Origin of the sequence: Bacteroides sp. AM10-21B, assembly GCF_003472565.1 — a bacterium.
Lineage (GTDB): Bacteria > Bacteroidota > Bacteroidia > Bacteroidales > Bacteroidaceae > Bacteroides > Bacteroides propionicigenes.
Window position 1 is genome coordinate 381223 of record NZ_QRME01000004.1, and the last position, 20259, is coordinate 401481.

General features: G+C 44.1%; 18 protein-coding genes. 3 read left to right on the forward strand and 15 right to left on the reverse strand.

Annotated features, from left to right (window positions below; genetic code table 11):
- Window positions 1-148: 148 nt before the first annotated feature.
- The 5 genes from guaB to tig all read right to left on the reverse strand — a co-directional run bounded on the left by guaB (window position 149) and on the right by tig (window position 7487).
- Complete coding sequence (gene guaB / locus DW121_RS07390) at window positions 149-1624, reverse strand: IMP dehydrogenase (RefSeq protein ID WP_117712244.1); 1476 nt, start codon at window positions 1622-1624, stop codon at window positions 149-151.
- Window positions 1625-1730: 106 nt separating this feature from the next.
- Window positions 1731-3914 carry a DNA helicase RecQ gene (gene recQ / locus DW121_RS07395; RefSeq protein ID WP_118323411.1) on the reverse strand — a complete coding sequence of 728 codons (2184 nt, stop codon included), beginning with the start codon at window positions 3912-3914 and terminating at the stop codon, window positions 1731-1733.
- A gap of 174 nt (window positions 3915-4088) precedes the next feature.
- Window positions 4089-5333, reverse strand: a complete 1245-nt coding sequence (clpX, locus tag DW121_RS07400; RefSeq protein ID WP_117712247.1) for an ATP-dependent Clp protease ATP-binding subunit ClpX — start codon at window positions 5331-5333, stop codon at window positions 4089-4091.
- 2 nt (window positions 5334-5335) lie between these two features.
- Complete coding sequence (clpP, locus tag DW121_RS07405; protein ID WP_004288282.1) at window positions 5336-5998, reverse strand: ATP-dependent Clp endopeptidase proteolytic subunit ClpP; 663 nt, start codon at window positions 5996-5998, stop codon at window positions 5336-5338.
- Between the two features lie 133 nt (window positions 5999-6131).
- Window positions 6132-7487 (reverse strand): trigger factor, encoded by a 1356-nt coding sequence (tig, locus tag DW121_RS07410; RefSeq protein ID WP_117712249.1) that lies wholly within the window; start codon window positions 7485-7487, stop codon window positions 6132-6134.
- Between the two features lie 569 nt (window positions 7488-8056).
- Here tig and DW121_RS07420 point away from each other — a divergent pair.
- Window positions 8057-8305 (forward strand): RNA recognition motif domain-containing protein, encoded by a 249-nt coding sequence (locus DW121_RS07420; RefSeq protein WP_117712251.1) that lies wholly within the window; start codon window positions 8057-8059, stop codon window positions 8303-8305.
- 95 nt (window positions 8306-8400) lie between these two features.
- On the opposite strand, the gene DW121_RS07425 is transcribed toward DW121_RS07420, so the two are convergent.
- From DW121_RS07425 to lptB, 5 genes are all read right to left on the reverse strand, one after another.
- On the reverse strand, window positions 8401-10194 hold the full coding sequence (locus DW121_RS07425; protein WP_118323412.1) for a fasciclin domain-containing protein: 1794 nt from the start codon (window positions 10192-10194) through the stop codon (window positions 8401-8403).
- 32 nt (window positions 10195-10226) lie between these two features.
- Window positions 10227-10589 carry a hypothetical protein gene (locus DW121_RS07430; RefSeq protein ID WP_117712254.1) on the reverse strand — a complete coding sequence of 121 codons (363 nt, stop codon included), beginning with the start codon at window positions 10587-10589 and terminating at the stop codon, window positions 10227-10229.
- Window positions 10590-10673: 84 nt separating this feature from the next.
- Window positions 10674-11321 (reverse strand): response regulator, encoded by a 648-nt coding sequence (locus tag DW121_RS07435; RefSeq protein ID WP_118323413.1) that lies wholly within the window; start codon window positions 11319-11321, stop codon window positions 10674-10676.
- An 81-nt stretch (window positions 11322-11402) separates the two neighbouring features.
- Entirely contained in the window at window positions 11403-13184 is a 1782-nt protein-coding gene (locus DW121_RS07440; RefSeq protein ID WP_118323414.1) for an ATP-binding protein, read from the reverse strand.
- Window positions 13185-13189: 5 nt separating this feature from the next.
- Window positions 13190-13948, reverse strand: coding sequence for an LPS export ABC transporter ATP-binding protein (lptB, locus tag DW121_RS07445; protein ID WP_117712260.1), 759 nt, complete (start codon window positions 13946-13948; stop codon window positions 13190-13192).
- A gap of 205 nt (window positions 13949-14153) precedes the next feature.
- On the opposite strand from lptB, the gene DW121_RS07450 reads away from it, so the two are divergent.
- Both DW121_RS07450 and DW121_RS07455 read left to right on the forward strand, forming a co-directional pair.
- Window positions 14154-14897 carry an MlaE family ABC transporter permease gene (locus DW121_RS07450; RefSeq protein ID WP_117712262.1) on the forward strand — a complete coding sequence of 248 codons (744 nt, stop codon included), beginning with the start codon at window positions 14154-14156 and terminating at the stop codon, window positions 14895-14897.
- A gap of 63 nt (window positions 14898-14960) precedes the next feature.
- The gene (locus DW121_RS07455; protein ID WP_009122826.1) at window positions 14961-15731 is read left to right on the forward strand and encodes an ABC transporter ATP-binding protein; all 771 of its coding nucleotides are present in this window, start codon (window positions 14961-14963) and stop codon (window positions 15729-15731) included.
- A gap of 120 nt (window positions 15732-15851) precedes the next feature.
- Here DW121_RS07455 and der read toward each other — a convergent pair whose 3' ends face one another.
- The 5 genes from der to DW121_RS07480 all read right to left on the reverse strand — a co-directional run bounded on the left by der (window position 15852) and on the right by DW121_RS07480 (window position 20086).
- Complete coding sequence (der, locus tag DW121_RS07460) at window positions 15852-17165, reverse strand: ribosome biogenesis GTPase Der (protein WP_117712265.1); 1314 nt, start codon at window positions 17163-17165, stop codon at window positions 15852-15854.
- A gap of 45 nt (window positions 17166-17210) precedes the next feature.
- Entirely contained in the window at window positions 17211-18092 is an 882-nt protein-coding gene (gene era / locus DW121_RS07465; RefSeq protein ID WP_117712267.1) for a GTPase Era, read from the reverse strand.
- 89 nt (window positions 18093-18181) lie between these two features.
- Window positions 18182-19186 carry a beta-ketoacyl-ACP synthase III gene (locus tag DW121_RS07470; RefSeq protein WP_117712269.1) on the reverse strand — a complete coding sequence of 335 codons (1005 nt, stop codon included), beginning with the start codon at window positions 19184-19186 and terminating at the stop codon, window positions 18182-18184.
- Window positions 19187-19306: 120 nt separating this feature from the next.
- The gene (gene rpmF, locus DW121_RS07475) at window positions 19307-19492 is read right to left on the reverse strand and encodes a 50S ribosomal protein L32 (protein ID WP_004288267.1); all 186 of its coding nucleotides are present in this window, start codon (window positions 19490-19492) and stop codon (window positions 19307-19309) included.
- A gap of 12 nt (window positions 19493-19504) precedes the next feature.
- A complete protein-coding gene (locus DW121_RS07480; protein WP_117712271.1) occupies window positions 19505-20086 on the reverse strand; it encodes a DUF177 domain-containing protein in 582 nt (193 codons plus the stop codon).
- Between the last annotated feature and the right edge of the window lie 173 nt (window positions 20087-20259).

Below are 20259 nucleotides of genomic sequence, written 5' to 3' on the forward strand. Positions count from 1 at the left end.
CATGTACATCAAAAAAGCGTTTCAAGTATATCAAAAACAAATAGTAAGTATATCAAACGCACGCAACAAGTGTATTAAGAAGAAACAAACAATGCCCGAAAAGTATAGTTTACTCTCCGGGCATATTATCTTCATGAATGAAAATTCTCTATTCAGGGCGGCTGTAGTTCGGAGCCTCACTGGTGATAGCAACATCATGCGGATGGCTCTCAAGCACACCGGCATTGGTGATACGGGTGAATTTAGCATCATGCAGCTTTTCAATATTGGCTGCACCGCAATACCCCATACCTGCACGCAAACCTCCGGTCAACTGATAAATCACCTCATACAAAGTTCCCTTGTAAGGGACACGGGCTGCAATGCCTTCCGGAACAAGCTTCTTCACATCACTTGTGCTACTTTGGAAATAACGATCTTTAGAACCATGTTCCATAGCCTCCAAAGAGCCCATGCCGCGATAAGACTTGAATTTACGTCCGTTAAAAATAATCGTTTCGCCCGGAGACTCTTCCGTTCCGGCAACCAAAGAACCAATCATTACCGAATAACCTCCGGCAGCCAAAGCCTTCACAACGTCACCGGAATAGCGCAGACCACCGTCGGCAATCAAAGGAATGCCCGTACCTTTCAACGCTTTAGCCACATCATACACGGCAGACAGCTGAGGAACGCCCACACCGGCTACCACACGAGTGGTACAGATGGAACCCGGACCGATACCGACCTTTACTCCGTCGGCACCGGCGGCAACCAATGCCTTCGCAGCCTCTCCGGTAGCAATGTTACCCACTACGATGTCAATGTCCGGGAAACGTTTCTTGGCTTCTTTCAGTTTCTCAATTACAAACATAGAATGTCCATGAGCCGTATCAATCACAATAGCATCCGCTCCGGCATCAACCAACGCCTGCATACGTTCCAACGTATCGGCCGTTACACCAACACCGGCAGCTACACGAAGACGCCCCTTGCTATCCTTGCAAGCCATCGGTTTGTCTTTGGCTTTGGTAATATCCTTATAAGTAATCAAACCTACCAGCTTATTGTCTTTATCAACAACCGGCAGTTTTTCTATTTTATGTTCTTGCAGAATTTGAGCGGCAGCTTCCAGGTCGGTTGTTTGGTTAGTAGTGACAATGTTTTCTTTAGTCATCACTTCATCAATGCGCTTGTTGTGGTCTTTCTCAAAGCGAAGGTCACGATTGGTAACAATTCCCACCAAACGTTTCTCATCGTCCACCACCGGAATACCACCGATTTTATACTCTGCCATCAGCCCCAAAGCATCAGCAACCGAAGAGCCTCTCTTGATAGTTACCGGATCATAAATCATACCGTTTTCAGCACGTTTTACAATAGCAACCTGACGAGCTTGCTCCTCAATAGACATATTCTTATGAATAACACCGATACCGCCTTCGCGAGCGATGGCAATAGCCATTTTCGCTTCGGTAACAGTATCCATTGCGGCTGTTACAAACGGGATTTTTAACTCAATGTTGCGTGAAAACTTAGTCGAAAGCTCGACTGTTTTAGGAAGTACCTCAGAGTAAGCAGGGATTAACAAAACATCATCATAAGTCAATCCGTCCATTACAATCTTATCAGCAATAAATGACATAGGGCTATGCGTTTAAAATTTATTGCGTGCAAATATACGGTTTTTATTCCATTTCGTATATTTACACGCAATATTTTTTTTCTTTTTTTAAATCACAGTCCGGAGACTAATTTGCCATTTCAGAGATAAATTTGATACGTACCAAACGTACTTCTTCTTCCGTGAAATCATCGCCCAATTCATCCAAGGCATCATCAATATCGTCCGTAGTAGATTCTTTAAAATAATCGTATATATCCAGCAGGTGGTCTTCGTCCATAATATCTTCCAAGAAGTAGTCGATATTCAATTTCGTACCGGAATAAACAATAGCTTCTATTTCATCCAGCAACTCTTCAAATTCTATACCTTTCGACATGGCGATATCATCTAAAGCCACCTTACGGTCAATAGCTTGGATAATAGCCACTTTCATCTTAGACTTATTGGCTACGGTGCGGACACGCAAATCCTCAGGACGTTCTATTTCATTCTCTTCACAATGACGTTTAATCAGCTTGCAGAACTCTTCACCATAGCGTTTTGCCTTGCCGGCTCCCACGCCCGGAATATTCTGCAACTCATCCAAAGTCACCGGATAGATAGTTGCCATTGCTTCCAAAGAAGGATCTTGGAATATAACATAGGGTGGTACTTCCAATTTCTTGGAGAGTTTCTTACGCAAGTCCTTCAGCATGGAGTAGAGTGCAGGGTCTACCGCACAAGCGCCACCACCGCGTGCCGGTGCTTCTTCTTCCACTTCCTCAAAATCATTATCCTCCGTAATCTTAAAAGACTTAGGATGCTTCAGGAACTTCTTTCCTTCCTCTGTCACCTTCAACAAACCATAGTTTTCAACTTCCTTAGTCAAATAACCGGCAATCAATGCCTGGCGGATAACAGCATTCCAAGTTTTGTCTTCTTCTCCCATACCGGAGCCGAACACTTCCAAATCTTCATGCAGATGCGCCTGCACTTCAGAAGTTTCTTTTCCTTGTATAATGTCTATAATATAGTCTGCTTTAAAATTTTCTTTTACCGCAAGAATCGCTTCTATTACGGTGCACAATAATTCCTGAGCTTCCACTTGTTTTTTCGGATTTAAACAGTTGTCACAATTTCCACAATTTTCCTCCGTATACTCCTCACCGAAATAGTGTAATAACGTCTTTCGGCGGCAAACGGACGATTCGGCATACGCAGCTGTTTCCAACAGAAGCTGCTTGCCAATTTCCTGCTCTGCAACAGGCTTGCCTTGCATAAACTTTTCCAGTTTCTGCAGGTCTTTATTAGTATAAAACGTAATACACTGTCCTTCGCCTCCATCTCTGCCGGCACGTCCGGTTTCCTGATAATATCCCTCCAGGCTTTTCGGTATATCATAGTGAATCACATAACGCACGTCAGGCTTGTCAATACCCATACCGAAAGCAATGGTAGCCACAATTACATCAATCTTTTCCATTAGGAAATCATCTTGATTCTGTGTTCGTGTGGCCGAATCCATCCCGGCATGATAGGCACGGGCATTAATGCCGTTTGCCTGAAGTATTTCAGCAAGTTCTTCCACCTTCTTCCGGCTCAGGCAATAGATGATGCCCGACTTCTCCGGATTGTTCTTGATGAACTTGATGATGTCCTTATCCACATTTACAGTCTTAGGACGTACTTCATAATAAAGGTTCGGGCGATTGAACGACGACTTGTACACTTGTGCCTCTATCATACCCAGATTCTTCTGGATATCGTGCTGCACTTTCGGTGTAGCGGTCGCGGTCAATGCTATAAGCGGAGCTTTTCCGATTTCATTGATAATGGGACGTATACGGCGATATTCCGGACGGAAGTCATGCCCCCATTCTGAGATACAATGGGCTTCATCTACAGCGTAGAAGGAAATCTTCACTGTTTTCAGGAACTCTACGTTTTCTTCTTTTGTCAAAGATTCCGGAGCCACATACAGCAATTTCGTCCTTCCGGCAAGAATGTCAGACTTCACTTGGTCTATCGCGCTTTTATTGAGGGAAGAATTAATGAAATGGGCTATGCCGTCCTCCTCACTGAAGTTACGCATCGCGTCGACTTGATTCTTCATCAAGGCAATCAAAGGAGAAATCACGATAGCCGTACCGTCCATTAACAAAGAAGGCAACTGATAGCACAAAGACTTTCCACCGCCGGTGGGCATCAATACGAAAGTATCGTTACCTGCCAACAGGTTCTGTATGATTGCTTCCTGATTTCCTTTAAAAGTGTCGAACCCGAAGTAGTTCTTCAGCTGGTCTGTCAAATTAATCTTCTTCCCTGCCATGATTCATTAGGTTGTTTATTGAGTTAAGCAATTAATCATGCCCACTATAAGGCATTTTTGTTTTCAAGAACTCTAACAAAGTTATAAACAACTTCTTAAATTTCAAGCATAATCCGCCGAATATTTTTCAATAAAACACAAAAAAGTCAGCTTTATTTGTATTACCTTTTGATTTTAAGCACTTTGAAGCCTTGCCATATTGGCTTTTTCCAACTGGCGACGGGCATAATCTAAAGTTACTACAAGGCTATCTTTGTGTTCGGAAGGGATTTCAAACATCACATCCATCATAATAGTTTCTACTATGGAACGTAAACCACGAGCTCCCAGCTTGTATTCAATAGCTTTGTCTACGATGTATTCAAACACCGCATCTTCAAAAGTCAGCTTCACTCCATCCATCTCAAACAGTTTGATGTATTGCTTGATTATGGAATTCTTCGGTTCCGTCAGAATGGCACGCAATGCCGTACGGTCCAGCGGATTCAGATAAGTCAGTACCGGCAGGCGGCCGATAATCTCAGGAATCAGACCAAATGACTTCAAATCCTGCGGAGCAATGTACTGCATCATATTATTCTTGTCAATGGCAGCCGTACTGCGCACTGCACCATATCCTACGACATTGGTGTTGAGCCGTTGCGCTATTTTCTTCTCGATACCGTCAAATGCACCACCGCAAATAAACAAAATATTCTTGGTGTTCACCGGAATCATCTTTTGGTCGGGATGCTTGCGCCCGCCCTGAGGGGGAACATTCACAACTGAGCCCTCCAGCAACTTCAGCAATCCCTGCTGCACGCCTTCGCCGCTCACATCACGGGTGATGGAAGGATTGTCACTCTTACGGGCTATTTTATCTATCTCATCTATAAACACAATACCTTGCTCCGCTTGCGCCACATTATAGTCAGCCACTTGCAAAAGACGGGTAAGGATACTCTCAATATCCTCGCCTACATAACCGGCTTCCGTCAGTACAGTTGCATCTACAATCGTAAAGGGGACATGGAGCAGCTTGGCAATGGTACGGGCAAGCAAGGTCTTGCCGGTTCCGGTGCTGCCCACCATGATAATATTGGATTTTTCAATCTCGACATCATCATCGCCCGTTTTCTGCAACAGACGTTTATAATGGTTGTACACAGATACCGCCAGGAAACGCTTTGCATCATCCTGCCCGATAACATACTGATCGAGAAAATTCTTTATCTCTACAGGTTTAGGAAGTTCTTTCAGGTTCAGTTTCGCTGCGCCATCGCCTTTCCCGGCACTCAAAGCCTCCTGAGTAATCTCATAGGCTTGAGTAGCACAGCTGTCACAGATGTAACCGTTCATCCCCGTTATGAGGAAACCGACTTCATCCTCCGAACGCCCGCAGAAACTGCATCTGTTTTTGTTTCGTTTAGAGTCTGCCATATTTATTTCTTCGTATAGACTTGGTCTATCATACCGTACTCTTTAGCTTCCTGTGCCGTCATCCAGTAGTCGCGGTCAGAATCAGCCCACACCTTGTCGAAAGGAGTATGCGAGTGGTCGGCTATGATAGTATAAAGTTCTTTCTTCAATTTTTGAATTTCGCGTGCTGTGATTTCAATGTCCGAAGCCTGTCCTTGTGCACCGCCCATCGGCTGGTGAATCATCACACGCGAGTGGGTCAGCGCAGAACGCTTGCCTTCCGCACCGGCCACCAGCAACACGGCAGCCATACTGGCAGCCATACCGGTACAAATGGTAGCGACATCACTGCTGATGAACTGCATGGTGTCATAGATACCCAGTCCGGCATATACCGAGCCGCCCGGTGAGTTGATATAGATAGAGATGTCCTTACCCGGGTCTACGGAGTCCAGATACAACAACTGGGCCTGCAAAGTATTGGCCGTGTAGTCGTCTATCTGTGTACCGAGAAAAATGATACGGTCCATCATCAGGCGGGAGAACACGTCCAGCTGGGTTACATTCAGTTGGCGTTCTTCCAAGATATAGGGATTTAAATACCCGGCTTGTGACTTAATCACGTCGTCCAGCACCAAGCTGTTCATTCCTAAATGCTTGGTAGCGTATTTTCTAAAATCATCCATTTTCTTTCTGTTTTTAATTTTTAATGTGAATGCAAAGAAACGAAAAAGAACACAGAGACACAAAAAAACACAGAGTTATAGTTTGTCAAACTCTGTGTTTCTTTATAAAAGTCAACGGTTATCCGTCAAAATCTTATTCAAACATTTTATTGAACTCTTCAGCTGAGATGTTCTTGTTTTCCAGCTTTACCTGAGTTTTCAGAGCTGAAGCCAACTTCGTTTCAACAACGCGGTTCACCAATCCTTCGATGCTTTCTTTCTTCTTCAACATTTCTTTGGCGTAGTTGTCGAGGATTTCATCGGGCACGCTCAACATACCGTACTGTGCAAACTGTGCACGGGTAGATTCTTTTGCCATGTTGAGGATGTCGTCTTGTTCAACTTTGATGTCGTTAGCTTTCACCAACTGTTCTTTAATCAGATGCCAAGTCAGCTCTTCGATGCTCTTGTCGTAATTGTCTTCTACGAACTTTTCGTCCTTGTCTTGGTTGTTCAGGCGCATGATACGCTTAAGCAATGCATCCGGGAATTCCAGTTTACCAACCTTTTCCATCAACATCTTGCGAGCATCCAACAGGAACTTATAATCGCTGTCAGCTACAAACTGGTTAGCAATGATTTCTTTTACCTTAGCACGGAATTCCTCTTCGGTCTTGACAACACCTTCGCCAAACACCTGGTCGAAGATTTCCTGATTCAGTTCGCCTTCCACGAAACGAGTGATTTCCTCTACCTGGAAGCTGAAGTTAGATTTCATTTCAGGGGCAACTTCCTTGTCAACCTTCAAGAGAGAAGCAAGTTCGGCAGCATTACCGTCCCATGCAGTATGAGGGTTGAATACGAGCACGTCGTTTACCTTAGCATTAGCGAAGATAGCTTTCTGCTCATCGTTCTTCATATAAGCCGGCATCATCACAGCACCTTCTACCTGAATACCGCCTTCTTTGGTATTGCCTTCCGCATCCAATTCGGCGAGCAAACCTTTCAGCATATCGTTGTCAGCGTAAGCATCTACCTTTTCGTATTTGCCGTTACGTTGTGTGTAAGCCTTTACTTGGTTGTTAACCATTTCTTCGGTTACATCAATCGTATAGTAATCTACCTTATCATCAGCAGCAACCTCAGCTTTGAATTCCGGAGCCAAAGCTATGTCGAACAAGAATTCAAACTCTTCCATTGTATCGAAGTCGATTTCCTTCTGCTTGTCTTCGTTAGGCAGAGGTTCGCCAAGTATATTCACTTTGTTATCTTGAATATACTTATATACGGAATCAGAAAGAAGCTTATTAACCTCTTCAGCCAATACCGACTTACCATACATCTTCTTTACCAGGCTCATCGGAACCATACCTTTACGGAAACCGGGGATTTGAGCTTTCTGACGGAAGTTCTTCAATGATTTGTCTACCTTTTCCTGATAGTCTGCTTTCTCAAGCTTTACAGTAAGCAAGGCGCTTACTTTGTCAATGTTTTGCAATGAAACGTTCATTCTGACAATTATTTATTTGATTTATACTTTATTTCATTCTCCAATTTGAGCGTGCAAAATTAGCGTTAATCTTTCAATTATCAAAAAACACAGGCAATTATTTCCTCTGCCTCCCCACCCACCAAAAACTTTTCCATCCCGATTCTTATACAAGATACCTCCGGGCAATATTCCCGATACCACTGTTGGGTAGCGAGAATACCACCGGGTGGTATCTTTCGTACCACTGTTAGGTAGTCGTCGTACCTTAGCTTGGTAGCTGTCGTACCATAGTAGGGTACGACAGCTACCAAGTAAATAAATTATTTAAAGGCATAAATCAAAGAATTATCTTTTGTGCTTTGAAACAAGAAAAATAAAAATAATTGAGAAAAAGTATTGCGGTTCCGAAATTAATGTGTTCCTTTGTCGCGGAATGATGGCATATTAGTTTCTCGATTTCCATTACATGGTTTTTACTTCCGTTGAAAAAACGTATTTGTAAACTCTCTGTCGTTGTTATCTTTTTATTATTCAGCTGTCTTTCCAAAGAGAGTTTTATTTATTTTTATTTATTTACATTTTTCATTATGAACATTTATGTTGGAAACCTTAACTACCGTGTTAAGGAAGATGACCTGCAGAAGGTTATGGAAGATTACGGTACAGTATCTTCTGTTAAATTTATCATGGACCGTGCAACCGGACGTTTCAGAGGCATTGCATTCGTAGAAATGGAAGACAGCGCTGCTGCCGCCAAGGCTATCTCTGAACTCGATGGCGCTGAATTCTTCGGTCGCCAGATGGTAGTAAAAGAAGCAAGACCTCCGAAATTCTAATCATATAGATTAAAAGGAGAAAAAACAGGAGGATGTGTCGAGATTTAGATTGGCACATCCTCCTTCTTATTTATAGAAAGATAAGAGAGAGTCTCTTAATTATAACCGGGGTTCTGCATTATATTCGGATTTTCATCCAACACTTGTTGAGGAATAGGAAGAAGATAGTTTTTTGACGCATCAAAGCCGTTGTTTACAGATGATATAGGAGTATTCAGTATCCTATAATAAGGATATACCCAACCGCCGTGACCTTGCAACAGCCTTTGTGCCATATCTGCTAAGCTCTCAGGAGTAGAAGCAAACCCAGCATCCTCCTGAAAAAGTTCTTTCAGCAATTCGATATATTTGGCGACCTCAGCCTGACGACCCAGTCCGTAATTAGCTACAGCAGCAAGCAAATAAACTTCGCGATAAAGGAGTAAGGGAGTTCGAACTTCGCTACCATCACCGGTCATATATTTATGCCCGCTCCATATTGCTTCTTTTTCTGTGGGATAGCCAAGATTAGTCAACTGATACTCACCGCTGTTCGCTATACGTTCACAGCATTCCAAAGCCTCATTCCAACGTTCTTCATCCGCATACACCTTTGCCAGCAAAAGGGTCACGGCGTGTGAACCGGCAGAAGGATATTCGTCTCTCGCTTTCTTAAGGTCTTGAATTAACTGCTCAACAGGCAAACTAACCTTGTCGCCAAGTAATTGTCCGTAATATCCATATAGATGACAACGGATTATGGCCATATCCACATTAATGTCGGTAAGCAGCTCCTGTGCTTCCACTTCCATGGAGGCAAGTTGCTTCGCATATTCCGCCCCCTTATCCAACATATCATAAGCTATATTCCAAACAGGATTTGAGTAGAATACAAATTCCTCTTCCGTATAGGCAAACCCACCAGAACCGGTAACCAAAGCCGACTCCAGTTCAAGAACCTTCTTAAAATATTCCTCAGTTGCCGCATCCCACTCAGTCGCTATTTTTGCCAAATCCGTTTCAGGCGTTATAGCCAGCATATAGCACGTTTGTGTCGTTTTCGTATCTTCCATATCTTTATAGCTCAGGAAGTACGGGTAAGGGAAAGATGCCACCTTATCGAGTGCATCATATTTGCCGTCACCATTCAGGTCTGCATAGGCATAATCACCGTTTGCATTAAGGCCTTTCAGCAAATAACCGTCATGTCCCTCGGAATATCCCTCCTTCTTTATCTGATACATAATGGAATCCGCATCGTGCTTAATCACGACAGTTCCCTCGGCACCGGTAGTCCACTCGCCCAGCTGAGTGCCGGATCCGTCTTGCACCGTCACAGTAACTCCCGCCAGCGGTGTAAGCGGGTTCTCCTTATCAGCCCACAACTCCTGTACTTCAATCGTAGTGGTATATCTCTTTTCCAACTGTTCCGTCAGGACTTCCGGAATAATATACACATAACTGTTACCTGCCGCTATGGCATCACCCTCTATAGGTACTCCATTTATATACACTCCTCCGTCACCGGAATGCGACACATGGAGACTTTCACCGTTTATGCTCTTCAGTACCATACCGTCTTTCAGTTCCGCTTTCTGATAACTGCCCACTGCAATATGGCGTTTAATGGATGCAGAATCCAATACTTCTCCCGATGCCCGTGTCTGGGTAGCATTGCGTACTGCAAAAACAGTCAATTTATCCTCTTCAAGATTGGCAACATCAACCGATTTCAGAATTTCCACAAAGGTGCTGATCTCGGCTTCCTCTTCCAGCACTTCTACAATCTTATTCACAGCTTCCGCCCCTTTGGATGGTGGAGGAGCCGGAGTAGGCTCATTATCGTCGCTACAAGCAGTGAGTGCGAACAGAAAAGCCAAACTCATTACATAATAATAAAGTTTTTTCATAATATTCTCATTTTTAGTAATCCGTGTGCAATTTATTTTTTCACCGTTTGTTGAAATTTAGCTGTGGCATCTTCATACCGTTTCAAGTCATCATCGCTAAGCGTTTTTTTCCAAGCCGGCAAAGAAGTACCGGCATCTTCACAAGCTTTATCAATGGCCTTACTGGTTTCTGCCATAATAGTAAATGCCTTTTTAGGATCGGAACAATCCTTTACTTTATCCGTACCATCCTCAATCAGACCGAGGATTTTATCCAGAAGTTCATTTTGCGAAGCAGCACTTTCTCCGGCCAACTGTTCCGTAATCTGTTCCGCCTTAGCACTTTTACCCGAACAAGCACTTTGTGTCATCAGAAACAGACACAACATTCCAAATGCGAAAACAACTTTCTTCATGATATTTAATGGTTTTAAGTACAGCCCTACATTCAAATTTCTCAAAACTACCTACAAGCGGCAGGGCTTATTCCGTATGTAGCGTTAAAGTGGGATCGTCAGGTAACCTTTAGTTAATGCTTTAATAACCAAATCGGTCGCATTACGCGCAGCAAATTTCAACATCAGGTTCTTCCGATGCCATTCAACTGTATTTTCAGAAATAAAAAGATGCCGGGAGATTTCATGGGTATTCATGCCCTGAGCTATTGCCTTCAGGACATCCAACTCGCGTGAAGTGGGCAGCATATCCGGCAACTCCGTTTCATCCTCCGTCCGGCTTTTCTCTTTATATAGTTGTTGATAACGCTGGCAATAATAGTTTTCATCCAGCATAACAGCACGTACCGCTTCACGCAGAGCCTCGGTTCCCGAAGACTTGAAGACAACGGCGTTGATATTCGGATGCTTCAGCTTATTCACAATCCATATCTCCTCGTGCATGGTACAAACCACAATCTTAGCCTGAGGATCATTCTCCTTTATGTTGCGTATCAGTTCGAAGCCGTCAATATCCGGTAATTCAAGATCTGTAATATATATATGGAATGTATGTGATTTTATTAGATTCAGTAATTTAGTGCCGTTCGTCACCGTACAAACACTGTTTACGTCGGCAATATCTCTCAATAGAGTTTTCAGCCCTTCCAACACTAAAGAATGGTCATCTATCAGAACTATGTCGAACTTCATTTGCAGTCTGTTTTATATTATCTTTGACAAAATTAGACATACACGCCGACATATACCCTACGGGAAACCGTAGTTTTTGCGTCAAAAAACAGGAATAAGTACAATAATCGTAGTTCCCGACCGGGTTGATTTCATTGTGAAAGTCCCCTTTAAAGCGGTCACCCGTTCTTTCATCGTCTGTATTCCTATGCCCGGCCTGTCCGTTGCAGCCCCGTTTCCATTGTCAGACACCCTGATTTCCAGATTGGGCAACTTCCACTCCATCACAACCGAGATACGGGAGGCACGGGCATGCTTCAGCGAATTGCCTACCGCCTCCTGAATAATTCGATAAATATTTAATGACATTGCATCCGGCAACCCCGTCCATTCCACATCTTCCGGAAGGGTCTCAAAACGTATCGGACATTCCGGTGTGGAAAGACTTTCCAAGTAGTTGGATATTACTTCATTGATGGTAGCTTCCCGGAATACGGGCGGAAGCAATTCATGGGAAACAAGGCGGATATTTTCCCTTATCCTCCGCAGATTCGCAATCCAGTCCTTCGTTGGTGCAACCGGGTCCGAAGCGGCGTTCACTTCCATAGAGAACAAATCGTTGCAGACACCGTCATGCAATTCTTTTGCCAAACGCGCGTGTTCATTCTCCAGTTTATCCAGATAGTTACGGGTCAGTTTCTGTTCCGTGGCACGCTGCAACTGTTCAAACTCATGCCGCTGAGCCTCCATCTCCCGCTTCTGACGCTCTACACGCAACCTCTGCCGCTGTACGAAATAAGCAAAAAACAACCCCGAAAGCACTAACACAAATACCGAACCGCCTAAAACAATGAACAGACGTTGCCGTGCCCCCCGTTTCTCCTCATTCAACTTTTGTATCTCAAGTTCTTTCTCCTTGCTTTCATATTTTACGGAAAGCTCTTCCAGCTGTTTCGCCTTTTCTTTCTGAAACAGAGAGTCGTTTAACTCCTGCGCCTGTGTTAGGGCCGTATAAGCATTTTCATAATCATGTACATTCTTATACGCCGAATGCAGATTATTATAAATATCGTACAAAAGGAAAGGATAGTTTTTAATTCCATCCAAACTCAGCAGTTTATCGGCGATGGCAATAACTTCCCGATACTGTTTGCCATCCTGCCGGATTACAAACAGTATTTGATAATAATTTATCAGGGTCATCACCGACTTTACCTGAGGAAGGATAGAGTCGGCTTTTCCGGCATAGCGGTTTATCTCGCTTTGCGGACTATCGGTTCGCTGCAGAACCAGCATATAATAGGTAAGGGCGTTCAGTTCCCCGTCAAACAGTTCCTCTTCGTGTGACAATTCTATCGCCTTCAACAAATACTCTTTCGCTTTATCATACAATTTCCTGACAATAAAAACAGAAGAAGTTACTGTATAAATCTGTGCACGGAAAGACTTATCGGTGCATTTGTCAGCCAATACGGCCGCCCGCAACGCATATGTTTCGGACTTATCAAGCGACTTCATATCCATGTGCAGGGTCGAAAGGTTATTATACAACACCACGGCGCTCTGCCTGTCATCTTCCGAAGCCATATCCAGCCGGTCCACATATTCCAACGCAGTATCATAAGACTCCACCGCATCCGGCAGCATACCGGATGACCGCAGATATACCCCCTGCGAAGTGTAGAATGAAACAATCACACCGGCATTTTTTTCTTGCCGAACCAGCGGAACCGCTTCCCGGCAAACAGCCAGTGCGGAATCTACCTTACCAAGTGAGTAAAGCGAATCCGTAACTTCAAGAATACGCTTAATTTCCGCAGTATTCTGTCCTATAGCTGAAACAAAAAGAAATACCGCTCCTATAAACAACAGCACCCTTTTCATTCTACCTATACCATAAAGTCCTTACGACGAAGTACGAAGCTGTTACTCAAATACTTTTCACGTACAATCTTATTCTCGGCAAGTTCTTCCGGTGTACCTTGGAATAAGATTTTCCCCTCAAACAACAGATAAGCGCGGTCGGTGATGCTTAATGTCTCCTGCACGTTGTGGTCGGTAATCAGGATACCGATATTCCGGTCTTTCAGTTTCCATACAATCTGTTGGATATCCTCTACGGCAATAGGGTCTACACCGGCAAACGGTTCATCCAGCATGATGAATTTCGGGTCGATGGCAAGGCAACGGGCAATCTCCGTACGGCGGCGTTCACCACCGGACAACTGGTTGCCCTTATTCTTACGAACCTTCTGCAAGCGGAACTCCGCAATCAGGCTCTCCAGTTTGTCTTTCCGGTAATCCAGCGGTTTGTCCGTCATTTCCAATACAGCGGCGATATTATCTTCCACACTCATCTGGCGGAATACGGACGCTTCCTGTGCCAGATAGCCGATACCCGTCTGCGCACGCTTGTACACGGGATATTTCGTAATATCCAAGTCGTCCAAGAAGATACGCCCTTCATTGGGAGTAATCAATCCTACGGTCATATAGAATGAAGTAGTCTTGCCGGCCCCGTTCGGTCCCAGCAATCCAACGATTTCCCCTTGCTTTACGTTGATAGAAACATGGCTCACTACCGTACGTTTACCGTACTTTTTCACCAAATCTTCTGTCCGGAGTACCATTTTGCTTTCTTCTTCCATAACGCTATATCACCACAGGATTATACAGATTTACACAGATTGATATCAATCTGCAAGTTTACCGTTTCTCCCGCAAATTACAATGTTCTCATCCTGTTTTATGAAAAAATACTGTGCCATACGGCGTAATCTGTGGTGAAACTGGCGCAAATGTAGCAAAAATAAGCCGAAATAGTGTACATTTGCAGACAAATACTTACGAGTCATGATTAAAGCACTTAGAACAGTCGGGAAATATATGATACTGATGGGCCGCGTTTTTGCACGCCCGGAACGTATGCGTATGTTCTTCCGCCAATACATCAATGAAATAGAGCAGCTTGGAGTAAACTCCATCGGCATCGTATTGCTAATATCGTTTTTTATCGGAGCTGTTATCACCATACAAATCAAGCTGAACATAGAGAGTCCCTTCATGCCGCGCTGGACGGTAGGATATGTCACCCGCGAAATCATGTTGCTGGAGTTCTCATCTTCCATTATGTGCCTGATATTGGCAGGCAAAGTGGGGTCTAACATCGCTTCCGAGCTTGGAACGATGCGGGTCACCCAGCAAATAGACGCTCTTGAAATTATGGGGGTCAACTCCGCCAACTACCTGATATTACCCAAAATAGCGGCAATGGTGTCAACAATCCCTCTGATGGTAACGTTCAGTATATTCGCCGGAATCATAGGTGCGTTTTGCACGTGCTGGTTCGGTGGCATCATGTCGGCCGTCGATTTAGAATACGGGTTGCAATATATGTTCGTAGAATGGTTCATCTGGTGCGGCATTATCAAGTCGCTGTTCTTTGCCTTCATCATTGCCAGCGTGTCGGCATTCTTCGGCTATACGGTCGAGGGAGGTTCCATTGAGGTGGGCAAAGCATCTACGGACTCGGTAGTATGCAGCAGCGTACTGATTCTGTTTGCCGACCTCATATTGACACAACTGTTAATGGGATAAAACCATGACGCTTGTGAGTGCTAAATTCATAATTGATAATTCAAAATAGATAATTCCATACTAATGATTGAGCTGAAAGGACTTTGCAAGTCATTTGAAGAAAAAGAGGTGCTGACAGACATCAATGCCACATTCGAAAACGGAAAGACGAACCTCATCATCGGGCAAAGCGGTTCGGGAAAGACCGTACTGATGAAGTGCATCGTAGGCTTGCTGACCCCCGAAAAGGGAGAATTGCTATACGACCACCGCAACTTCCTCACGATGGGCAAGAAAGAGAAGAAAGCCCTGCGCCGCGAGATGGGAATGATATTTCAGAGCGCCGCCTTGTTCGACTCGATGACGGTACTGGACAATGTGATGTTCCCCCTCAATATGTTCAGTTCGGACACCCTGCGCGACCGTACACGCCGTGCCATGTTTTGCCTGGAACGTGTAAACCTTATCGAGGCAAAAGACAAGTTCCCCGGTGAAATCAGTGGAGGTATGCAGAAACGTGTAGCCATTGCACGGGCCATTGCCCTGAACCCGCAATACTTGTTCTGCGACGAGCCGAACTCCGGTCTTGACCCCAAAACATCTCTCGTCATCGACGAACTGATACAGGACATCACCCGCGAATATAACATGACTACGCTAATCAATACCCACGACATGAATTCCGTAATGGGCATCGGAGAGAAAATCATCTACATCTATGAAGGCCATAAAGAGTGGGAAGGCAGCAAAGACGACATCTTTACCTCCACCAACGAGCGTCTGAACAACTTTATTTTTGCCTCCGACCTCTTCCGCAAGGTAAAAGAAGTGGAGATACAGAACATCGAAGGCTAAAGGCGATAATTTTTAGGCACGAATTTCATAGATTTCACGGATTTGCTCTATTATTCCGTGAAATCTATGAAATTCGTGCCTAAAAATTCATTAAGTACATTTTGAGCGTCTGCAAGAGACTTATTTCTGTCTTATATATATATTTATCGGAGTTCCTGTCAGATTCCATTTCTCGCGCATCTTGTTCTCAAGGAAGCGTCTGTACGGTTCCTTCACATATTGCGGCAGATTAGCGAAATAAACGAAAGACGGAACCTGCGTATTCGGCAACTGCGTGATATATTTAATCTTGATATACTTTCCTTTGATGGCAGGAGGCGGATAAGCCTCAATCAGCGGCAGCATCTCTTCATTCAGGCGAGCGGTCGGTATGCGCACCATACGGTTCTCGTACACAGAGCGCGCTTCTTCCAGTACTTTCAAGATACGCTGTTTCGTCAGTGCCGAAGTAAAAATTATCGGAAAGTCCACAAAAGGAGCAAAACGGGTGCGAATGGCATTCTCAAAAGTTTTCATCACTTTCACAGTCTTGTCTTCCACCAAATCCCACTTGTTCACAACCACTACCAATCCTTTGGAGTTTTTCTGGATAAGCGAGAAGATATTCAGGTCCTGGCTTTCGATACCACGCGTAGCGTCCAGCATCAAGATACATACATCCGAATTCTCGATGGAACGTATAGAACGGATTACCGAATAGTATTCCAAATCTTCACTCACTTTGTTTTTCTTGCGAATACCTGCCGTATCCACCAGATAGAAGTCGAAACCGAACTTATTGTATCGCGTATAGATTGAATCACGTGTCGTCCCGGCTATTTCCGTCACGATATTGCGATCCTCACCGATAAAAGCATTTACGATAGACGACTTTCCGGCATTCGGGCGACCCACCACCGCAAAGCGAGGAATATCTTCGTCCAAAATCTCATCAGACTCCTTCTTAAAGTTCTCAACGATAAGATCCATCAAATCGCCCGTACCGCTACCGGTCACGGCAGAAATACAATACGGATCTCCCAAGCCCAGACTGTAAAATTCAGGAGCATTATATTGCAATTCATTATTATCGGTCTTGTTCGCAACCAGCAACACAGGTTTCTTGGCACGGCGCAAGATGGAAGCCACCTGCAAGTCCAAATCAGTAACCCCGTTCATCACATCCACCACAAACAGAATCACATCCGCTTCATCCACCGCCATCAATACCTGCTTGCGTATCTCCTCCTCGAAAATATCGTCCGAGTTCACTACCCAGCCACCGGTATCCACAACCGAGAATTCACGTCCCAGCCATTCGGATTTTCCATATTGGCGGTCGCGTGTTGTCCCCGCCTCTTCGTTTACAATAGCCTGCCTTGTTTTGGTCAGACGATTAAATAATGTAGACTTTCCCACATTGGGGCGTCCTACGATTGCAACTAAATTTCCCATAGGTACACTCTTTGTTTTTTTGCGACTGTCACAGTCGTATGAATATTAGTCCAGCTGATAACCGAAATTACGCAGTTCCTTGTCTGAACTACGCCAATCCTTATCAACCTTCACAAATGTCTCCAAGAATATTGTCTTCCCGAAGAACCTCTCCAAATCGCGGCGAGCTTCGGTAGCTACTTTTTTCAAAGCCTTTCCTTGCTTACCGATAATGATACCCTTCTGCGAATCACGTTCAACGTATATCACAGCATTGATATGTATCTTCTTTTCTTCTTCCTTAAACTGTTCCACAACGACCTCTACCGAATAAGGTATCTCCTTGTCATAGTACAACAATATCTTTTCGCGGATAATCTCGTTTACAAAGAAACGGGCAGGCTTGTCCGTCCACTGGTCCTTATCAAAATAAGGAGGCGAATCGGGCAACAGTTCTTTTATCCGCTTCATCACGTAGTCCACATTAAACTTGGTGGCAGCCGAGATAGGGATAATCTCCGCATTCGGCAACAGCTCTTTCCATGCCTCCACCAGTTCCACCAGCTTCTCCTGATTGCTCAAGTCAATCTTGTTAACGAGCAACAGTACCGGCGCTTCCATATGGCTCACTTTCTCCACAAAATCATTATGCTTGTCAGGTGTTTCAACCACATCCGTCACATACAGCAACACATCCGCATCCGTCAGTGCCGAAGTGGAGAAGTTCAGCATAGACTCCTGCAATTTATAGGTAGGTTTCAGTACGCCCGGCGTATCCGAAAACACAATCTGCATATCATCCGTATTATATATACCCATAATCCGGTGACGGGTGGTTTGCGCCTTGAAGGTAGCTATTGAAATACGCTCACCTACCAGTGCATTCATCAATGTAGACTTACCTACATTGGGATTTCCCACAATGTTGACAAAACCTGCTTTATGCATAATCTTCACGTATTTGAATTGAGACAAAAAAACGCATCGAATCGAAATAGGATGCGTCTTTTTATCATATTTTGTCAGTAACGTTCACATTACTGTTTTTTGCCGTCATAGCCCCATTTCACGTAAACGGCCCCCCATGTAAATCCTGCGCCGAATGCCGTAAATATAAGGTTATCACCTTTTTTCAACTTCTCTTCAAAGTCCCAGATACAGAGCGGAAGCGTACCGGCGCTTGTATTGCCATAGCGTTCGATATTTATCAGCACCTTTTCGTGGGGAACTTCGAGGCGGTGTGCCACAGCATCAATAATACGCAGATTGGCTTGATGAGGAACCACCCAGTCAATAGTATCTTTTGTCAGATTATTCTTTTCCGCGATTGCGGCGCTTATATCCGACATATTGGACACTGCGTATTTAAATACCGTGCGACCTTCCTGATAAAGGTAATGCATATGATTATCTATCGTAAAATAAGAAGGAGGACAAACAGAACCGCCGGCTTTCAGATGCAAGAAAGGTAATCCCTTTCCGTCCGTTCTCAGCATGGCATCCATAACGCCCAGTTCTTCAGTAGTCGGTTCCAACATAAAGGCCGCTGCACCGTCACCGAAAATAGGGCAAGTGGCACGGTCTGTATAGTTCACAATCGACGACATTTTGTCTGCGCCTACGATAATCACTTTCTTGTATCTACCCGAACGGATAAAGTTCGCCGCTGTCTCCATCATATAGAGGAAACCGCAACAAGCTGCCGACATATCAAATGCAAAAGCGTTTTTCAGTCCGAGCTTGTCACACAAGATAGATGCAATAGAGGGGAATTGATAGTCCGGAGTAGAAGTAGCGACAATCACCAGATCAACATCATCCGGATTGGAACCGGTGCGCTGCATCAACTGCTTTGCAGCTTTACGCGCCATATATGATGTGCCCAGCCCTTCTTCGTTCAGAATATGTCTTTCCTTAACTCCGATACGGGTCATAATCCATTCATCGTTGGTATCCACCATTTTCGATATCTCGTCGTTCGTCAAGATATAATCAGGTACATATCCACCGACTCCTGTAATTACTGCATTTATTTTTTCCATTAATCTTGTTTACTTATAAGGACACTTAAACAACGGCAGTCTAAAAAGTTTTGTTCATTGAATGCTACAAATCTTTTTAGACGCCCGATATTCAAGTATAAGTTTTAGTCAAACTGCTAATTAAACCGCAGCTTCTTTCTCTACTGCCAGCTTACCACGATAGTAGCCACATGCACCACATACAGTGTGATATACATGCCATTCACCGCAATTCGGGCAAATAGCCAATGTAGGAGCTACTGCTTTATCATGAGTTCTTCTCTTTGCAGTTCTTGTTTTTGACTGTCTTCTCTTAGGATGTGCCATTTTCTTTAATCTTTAATTGTTATCTAATATTTTCTTTAATTCGTCCCAACGCGGGTCTACCGCAGTTTCCGTATCATCGTTTACAAGTTCGTTGCTCTCCTCCGGTACAAAACCTTCTTCGTCCATTTCATCATCCGGAGTAGTACGCAGATGCTTGCTCAATTTACTGCTCATCGCTTTGTTGCACTTACCCGGAGCGTGTATATGCTTCATCGGGATAGCCAACGCTATAAACTCATACATGAACCACGCTACATTGATTTCCCCTTCTTCCTCGGGGATTACGATAAGGTTATCACCTTCCTCAGCGTATTCATGTCCGAACTTCACCAGTAGCTTATCTGTGGAGCTTACAGGCTGTTCCATATCATCCAAACAGCGGTCGCATGGAACCCACACTATTCCGTCTGTCTGAAAGTTCAATTCGAAAGCACGAGACGTTTTCTTTACAACCAAAACAACATTGACTTTGCCCTTCTGTACTTCCGGGCCATCAATATTAGCGAAGAAAAGGTTGTCCAATACAAATTCATATTTGCATGAATCTGCCTGCATACCTTTCAAATCTATTTTGTATTTATCAAACTTTCCCAAAGCTTCTTTTATTTATTCGGGCGACAAAGATACAAATAATTATCCTCATTATGTAGCATTTAGGGTAAAATATTCACTTTTTTATATTCATTTCACCCCATTCTGTCCGGCAATACCTGCCGAAACCAAGTTCTTAAAACGAATAAAGCCCCCGTATCATCCGATACGGAGGC